The 482-nt window shown below is 69.9% G+C and carries 1 protein-coding gene; it reads left to right on the forward strand.

The genetic code is table 11. From position 1 onward, the window contains the following. Positions 1 to 10: 10 nt before the first annotated feature. Positions 11 to 482 (forward strand): DNA-formamidopyrimidine glycosylase family protein (locus ACNFOC_RS55225; RefSeq protein WP_416966422.1); only part of this gene is annotated, 472 nt, incomplete at its 3' end.

Raw genomic sequence — 482 nt, forward strand, 5'->3', positions numbered from 1 at the left:
CCCTTGACCCATGCCTGAAGGCGACACCGTCTGGCAGACCGCGAGGCGCCTCCACACGGCCCTCGCGGGCAAGGTGCTGACCCGCAGCGACCTCCGCGTGCCCAAGTACGCCACGGCAGACCTCACCGGACGCACCGTCCTGGAGGTCACCCCCCGGGGCAAACACCTGCTGACCCGTATCGAGGGCGGCCTCACCCTCCACTCGCACCTGCGTATGGACGGCACCTGGAGGGTGTACGCCAACGGCCAACACTGGAGCGGCGGCGGCCCCGCCCACCAGATCCGCGTGATCCTCGGCACCGCCGACAGCACAGCCGTCGGCTACCGCCTCCCCGTCCTGGAACTCATCCGCACGACCGAAGAACACCGCGCAGTGGGCCACCTCGGCCCCGACCTCCTGGGCAAGACAATGCTGGCCAAGGCGCTGGCGCGGTCGATCGACTGTTCGGTGCGGCGAATCCAGTTCACGCCCGACCTGCTGC

It is taken from the genome of Streptomyces colwelliae (assembly GCF_048158785.1).
Lineage (GTDB): Bacteria > Actinomycetota > Actinomycetes > Streptomycetales > Streptomycetaceae > Streptomyces.